The sequence below is a fragment of the Streptomyces kebangsaanensis genome (assembly GCF_001906585.1).
GTDB classification, from domain to species: Bacteria; Actinomycetota; Actinomycetes; order Streptomycetales; family Streptomycetaceae; genus Streptomyces; species Streptomyces kebangsaanensis.
On sequence record NZ_JUJA01000034.1, the window covers coordinates 37,616 to 43,746 of the forward strand.

Here is a 6,131-nt window from a genome sequence, read left to right on the forward strand (position 1 = left end):
CCTGCCACACCAGGCGGGTGCGCAGGATCGGGTTCGCGTCCGCCGTGCGCTGCCACGCCTCGGCGAGCGCGTGCGGGTCGGTGACGCCGCGCAGCACCATCTGCACCTGGTTCACGTAGGTGCGGGCCCGGGGGTCCATGAGGCTGTGGAACAGCATGCCCGCCTGCATCGGCGTCAGCGGGTACACGTCCTCGACCGTGCGCCCGTCTCCCACGAGCCGGTCGACGGCGGCCTGGTCGAGCCGGGCCAGCGGGAAGTCCGAGGGCGTGCGGCCGCCGGCGTCCGGGGCGGCGCAGTGCGCGACGATCTCCTCCAGTGACCGCAGCATGCCCTCGGCGAGGGAGGCGACCGTCTCCTCGCGGTGGCGTCCGCCGCTGTAGTGCCAGGTGATCTCCAGCTCGTCGCCCTCCACGCGGGCCACCACGTCCAGCAGGTGCGGACGCGGCGCTCCGGGGTCCTCGGCGCCTCCCAGACCGCCTGGAACGGCCTTCACCAGCGCGCCGCCGTCGGCCGACCAGTCGAACCGGCCCAGGTAGTTGAAGCTGATGCCGGGCAGCGGTGCGGCGGNAGCCGCTCGTCGCCCGCCAGGTGGCGCAGGGCGCCGTGGCCGACACCCCGGTCGGGTACGGCCCGCAGCTGCTCCTTCACGGACTTCAGTGCGGCACCCCAGTCCCCCTCGGGCAGTTCGAGGGCGACCGGGAAGAGGCTGGTGAACCAGCCGACCGTGCGGGACAGGTCGAGGTCGTCGAAGAGCTGGTCCTCGCGGCCGTGTCCCTCCAGTCCCACGGCGACGGTGCCGCGCCCGGTCCAGTCGGCCAGCACGCGGCCGAGGGCGGTCAGCAGGACGTCGTCGACGCGGGTGCGGTAGACGCCGGGAACCCGGCGCAGGAGGTCGTCGGTCCGCCGGCGGTCGAGGCGTACGGTCACCGCGCGCAGGTCGGCGACGGTGTTGCCGCCGTCGAGGTCCACCGGCAGCGGTTCGGCGCAGTGCCGCGACACGGCCTCCCAGTGGGCGCGCCGAGCGGCGGAATCCCCCTCGCCGGTGCGCCGGGTGAGCCGCCGCACCCATTCCCGCACGGACGTCGTGCGCCGCGGCAGCCGTGTCCGCTCACCGGCCCGGGCCTGCCGGTAGGCGGTCTCCAGGTCCTCCAGGAGGATGCGCCAGGAAACGCCGTCGACGACCAGGTGGTGGGCGGTCAGCAGCAGGCGTGCGGCCCCGTCCCGGCCGGTGAACAGGCGGGCGGCGATCAGCGGGCCGGTGTCCAGCCGGAAGCCGGTGTGCGCCTCGTGCGAGAAGCGGGCCTCGGCCTCCTCGGCGGCCTCCGCGTCGAGACCGTTCAGGTCGTGGACCCGCAGCAGCCGGGGGACCTCGGTGTCCGGGGCGGCGTACTCCTGGTGCCAGGTCCCGTCCGCGGCGCGGGTGAAGCGGGCGCGCAGGGCGTCGTGGTGGGTCCACAGCGCGGCCAGGGCGGCGTTCAGCGCGCCGGCGTCCACGTCCTCGGCCGTCTCGACGACCACGGACTGGTTGAAGTACTCCGGGCGCGGCGGCTCGGCGTCGAGGAACCAGCGCTGGATGGGGGTGAGCCCGACCTCGCCGGTCACCGGACCGGTGTCCGCGACGGCCTGGGCGGCGCCGGTCGCGGCGGTGGCCAGGGCGGCGAGCGTGGGGTGCCGGAACAGGTCCCTCGGGGTCAGCGCGAGCCCCGCGGCGCGGGCGCGGGAGACGACCTGGATGCTGACGATCGAGTCGCCGCCCAGCATGAAGAAGTTGTCGTCGACGCCGACCCGTCGCACGCCGAGGAGTTCGGCCCAGACACCGGCGAGCACCCGCTCGACCTCGGTGCGCGGCGCGCGGTAGGCGGTGTCGGCCCCCACCGACGGGTCGGGTTCGGGCAGGCGTCGCCGGTCGACCTTGCCGTTCGCGGTCAGGGGCAGCTCCGCCACGGTGACGAACGCGGCCGGGACCATGTAGTCGGGCAGTTCGCCGGACAGGCGGTCGCGCAGCTCGGCCGCCGGCGGCACCGCCGCGCCGGGCGCGGGCACCAGGTGGGCGACCAGGCGTTTGCGGCCCGCGTGCCGCGACACCGACACCACCGCCTCGGCGATCGCCTGGTGCGCGGTGAGCCGGGCCTCGATCTCGGCGGGTTCGACGCGGAAGCCGCGGATCTTGATCTGGTCGTCGGCGCGTCCCACGAAGTGCAGTTCGCCGTCGGCGCTCCAGCGCACGATGTCGCCGGTGCGGTACATGCGGCTGCCGGGCGGGCCGAACGGGTCGGCCAGGTAGCGGGCCGCCGTCGCGCCGGGACGCCCGGTGTAGCCACGGGCGAGTCCGGCGCCCGCGAGGTACAACTCGCCTGGGACGCCGGGTGGTTGCGGCTGGAGCGCGTTGTCCAGGACGTACCCGCGGGTGTCGTCCAGGGGGCGGCCGATGGGCAGGGTCGCGGGCAGCGCGTCACCGGCGCGGAAGACCCGCCGGGTGGCGAAGGTGGTGGTCTCGGTCGGGCCGTACACGTCGACGACGGTGAGGTCCGGGCAGGCGTCCAGCACGCGCCGTACGGCGGAGCCGGGCACGGCCTCGCCGCCGGTCCACACCTCGCGCGCGCCGGTCAGGCACCCGGGGTCCTCCTGGGCGAGGAGGCGGAACAGGCCCACCGTCAGGAACAGGCAGTTCACCCCCTGTTCGGTGATCGCGTGGCGCACGGCGGCGGCTTCCAGGTCCCCGGGCGGGGCGAGCACGGCCGTGCCGCCGCGCAGCAGCGGCACCCACACCTCGTAGGTGGAGGCGTCGAAGGCGTGCGGGGAGTGCACGAGGACCCGGTCGTGACGGGCGAAGGCACGGTCGAGGGCGAGCGCCGCGACGTCCCGCTGCCGCGCCGCCACGCCCTTGGGGTTGCCGGTGGAGCCGGACGTGAACATGAGGTACTGGACGTTGTCCGGGTGCACGCGCGGCACGGCCGTGGGTTCCGGGGCCGCGGCGGCGGTGTCGTCCGGCCGCAGCACGCGGCCCTCCGGGAGAAGGGCCGCGGCCGTCTCCTCCCAGGTCCCGTCCGTGAGCAGCAGGCCGGCGCCGGCTTCCCCGAGCATCGTGCGCAGCCGCTCCCGCGGTGCCCTGCCGTCGAGCGGGACGTACACGCCGCCGAGGCGGGCGAGGGCGACCTGGGTGACGACGAGGCCGGCCGAGCGGTCCATCAGGACGCCGACGGGGACCTCCGGGCGGACCCCGAGCGCGGCCAGCCGGCCGGCCAGTGCCGCGGCCCGGTCGTCGAGTTCGCGGTAGGTGAGCCGCTCGTCGCCGGCCAGCAGCGCGACGGCGTCGGGGGTGCGCCGCACCTGGGCGGCGAACAGGTCCGCGGTGGTCGCCGCGGGGGTGCCGGTGGCGGTGTCGTTCCACGCGTGGAGCACCTGCTCGCGCCGGGCGGCCGTCAGCAGGGGCAGGCGGGCGGGCGCGCTCCGCGGTGCAGTGGCGAAGCCCTCCAGCAGGACGGTGAGGTACTCGGCCATCCGCTCGACGGTGGCGGCGTCGAAGAGGTCCGGGTCGTAGCCGAGGCGCAGGGCGAGTTCCGTGCCGGGGTACGCGACCAGGCCGAGCGGGTAGTTGGTGGTCTCGATGCCGTCCAGGCCGGTGAGCCGCAGGCCGTGCGCGGCGGCGGAACGGTCGTCGACCGGGTAGTTCTCGAACACCACGATGCTGTCGAACAGGGCGGCGCGTTCGGGCAGTTCGGTGAACGCCCTCATCCGGTGCAGCGGCACGTGGTCGTGGCGGCGGTCCTCGCTCTGCTCCTGCTGGAGCCGGCCCAGCCAGGTGAGCAGCGTCCCGTCCCGTGGCACGGTCACGCGGGTGGGCAGGGTCGCGATGAACAGGCCGGTCATGGCGTCGGCCCCGGGCAGCTCGGGCGGCCGTCCGGAGACGGTGGTGCCGAAGACCACCTCGTCGCGGGCCGCCAGGCGGCTCAGCAGCAGCGCCCAGGCGCCCTGTACGAGGGTGTTCATGGTCAGGCCCGCCGTCCTGGCCAGGCCCTCCAGTGCCCGGGTGGTGGCCCCGGGCACCGTGACGCGCACCGCCCGCGTCGACTCCGCGCGGTGGCTCTCGCGGGGTTCGCGGTCGAAGGGCAGCGCGGTGGCCTCGCTCAGGCCGTTCAGGCGGGTCCGCCAGTGCCGTTCGGCCTCGGCCCGGTCGGCGCGGCCCTGCAGCCAGGCGACGTAGTCGCGGAAGGGGCGGCGGTCGGGCAGTGGGACGTCCGCGGCGCCCGCCAGGCCGGCGTGGCACGCGAAGACGTCGGAGAGGACCTGGAACAGGCTCCAGCCGTCCAGGATCAGGTGGTCGAAGGACCACACGACACGGACCTCGCGGTCGGAGACCCGGGCCAGCACCAGGCGCTGGAGCGGTGCACGCGTCAGGTCGACACCGCGGGCGCGGTCGCGGTCGAGCAGGTCGCGCAGCCGCTCGTCCCGCTCGGCGTCGGACAGGCCGCGCCAGTCCAGCCGCTCCACCGGCACGGCTGCTGCGCGCTGCACCACGAGAAGCGGTTCGGGCACGTCCTGCCACACCACGCGGGCGCGCAGCACCGGCGTGCGGTCCGTGACCCGCTGCCAGGCGTCCGCCAGCACGGCCGGGTCCTCCACGCCGTCCAGGACGAACGTCAGCTGCTGGAAGTACACGCCGCGGTCGTCCTGCGAGAGCCGATGGAAGAGCATGCCGGCCTGGGTGGGTGTGAGGGGGTGGACGTCCTCCACGCCGGCGGGGTCGCCGCCCGCGATCCGGTCGACGTGCGTCTGGTCGAGCCGGGCCAGCGGGAAGTCCGAGGGGGTGCGTCCGGCGGCGCCGGGCCGGGCCGCGTGGCGGGCGAGGCCGGCCAGCGCGTCGGCGAACCGTCCGGCGAGGTCCGCGACGGTGTCCCGCCGGTGCAGCTGGTCCGAGTAGAACCAGGTGAACTCCAGGCTGTCGCCGTCCAGCCGCCCCACGACCTCCAGGGCGTGCGGGCGTGACGCCGAGGGGTCGGCGTCCAGCTCCAGCGGACGCAGCAGCCCGCCGTACAGCCCCTCGGAGGTCCCGGAGAGCCCGAAGCGGCCCAGGTAGTTGAAGCTGATCCGCGCGGTGGTCGCCGGGAGCGGCGCGGCGTCGCGGCCCGGCAGGGTCAGGACGCCGTGGCCGAGGCCGTGCCGGGGCACCGCGCGCAGCTGCTCCTTGACCTGCTTGAGCACGGCGTCCCAGGGCGCCTCGGGCGGGACGGCGAGGGCGACGGGGTGGCGGGTGGTGAACCAGCCGACGGTGCGGCTGGTGTCGACGTCGGCGAACAGTTCCTCGCGGCCGTGGCCCTCGACGTCCACCAGCACCCGGTCGTGACCGGTCCAGCCGCACAGCACCCGGCCGAGGGCGGCGAGCAGGACGTCGTTGGCCCGGGTGCGGTAGGTCTCGGGCAGGGTCCGCAGCAGCACTTCGGTGTCCCCGGGCCCGAGGCGTACCGTCACCGAGCGCTGCGAGGCGTAGGTGTTGGCGCCCGTCCGGTCCGCCGGCAGGGCGGCCCGGGCGCCTTCGGTCGCCCGCGTCCAGTACTCCCTCTCGTCGTCGAAGCCGCCGGCGGCGGCGTGCGCGGCGAGGCGCTCGGCCCAGTGCCGCAGCGGGGACGACTTCGGGGGCAGCGCCGCCGCTCCGTCCCGGCCGGCGCGGCGGGCTCGGTAGGCCCGGTCGAGGTCCTCGAGGAGCAGGCGCCAGGAGACTCCGTCGACGACGAGGTGGTGGACGGCCAGGTGCAGCACGTGCGGCCGTCCGGGGCCCCGGTCGTGCAGTACGGCACGCAGCAGCGGGCCGTGGCGCAGGTCGTGGGGGCCGAGGTGCGGGGTGTCGGTGTCCGGACCGGTGTGGCGCGCGAGGCGGCAGCGGGCTGCCGGGCCGTCGATCAGCCACCGTACGCCCGCCCGGTCGGTGAGGAAGCGGGAGCGCAGGGCGTCGTGGTGGGCGATCACGTCGTCGAGGGCGTCCTCGAGTGCCCTCGCGTCGACGCCGGCGTGCAGTTCCACCGAGAGGGTCTGGCCGAAGTGCCCGGCCCGCTCGGCGGCGCTGTCGAAGAGCCAGTGCTGGATGGGGGTCAGGGGCGCGGGGCCGGTCGCCTCGACGGGCGCGGACGCGGCGG

At 75.8% G+C, this 6,131-nt stretch carries 1 protein-coding gene and 1 pseudogene; both read right to left on the bottom strand.

Going from position 1 to position 6,131, the window contains the following annotated elements:
• Positions 1-556: condensation domain-containing protein (locus RH94_RS42320; RefSeq protein ID WP_324614226.1), on the bottom strand; the 556-nt coding region annotated here is incomplete at its 3' end.
• A gap of 12 nt (positions 557-568) precedes the next feature.
• Positions 569-6,090: pseudogene (locus tag RH94_RS42325) on the bottom strand (amino acid adenylation domain-containing protein); the annotation flags it as partial.
• Positions 6,091-6,131 lie beyond the last annotated feature (41 nt).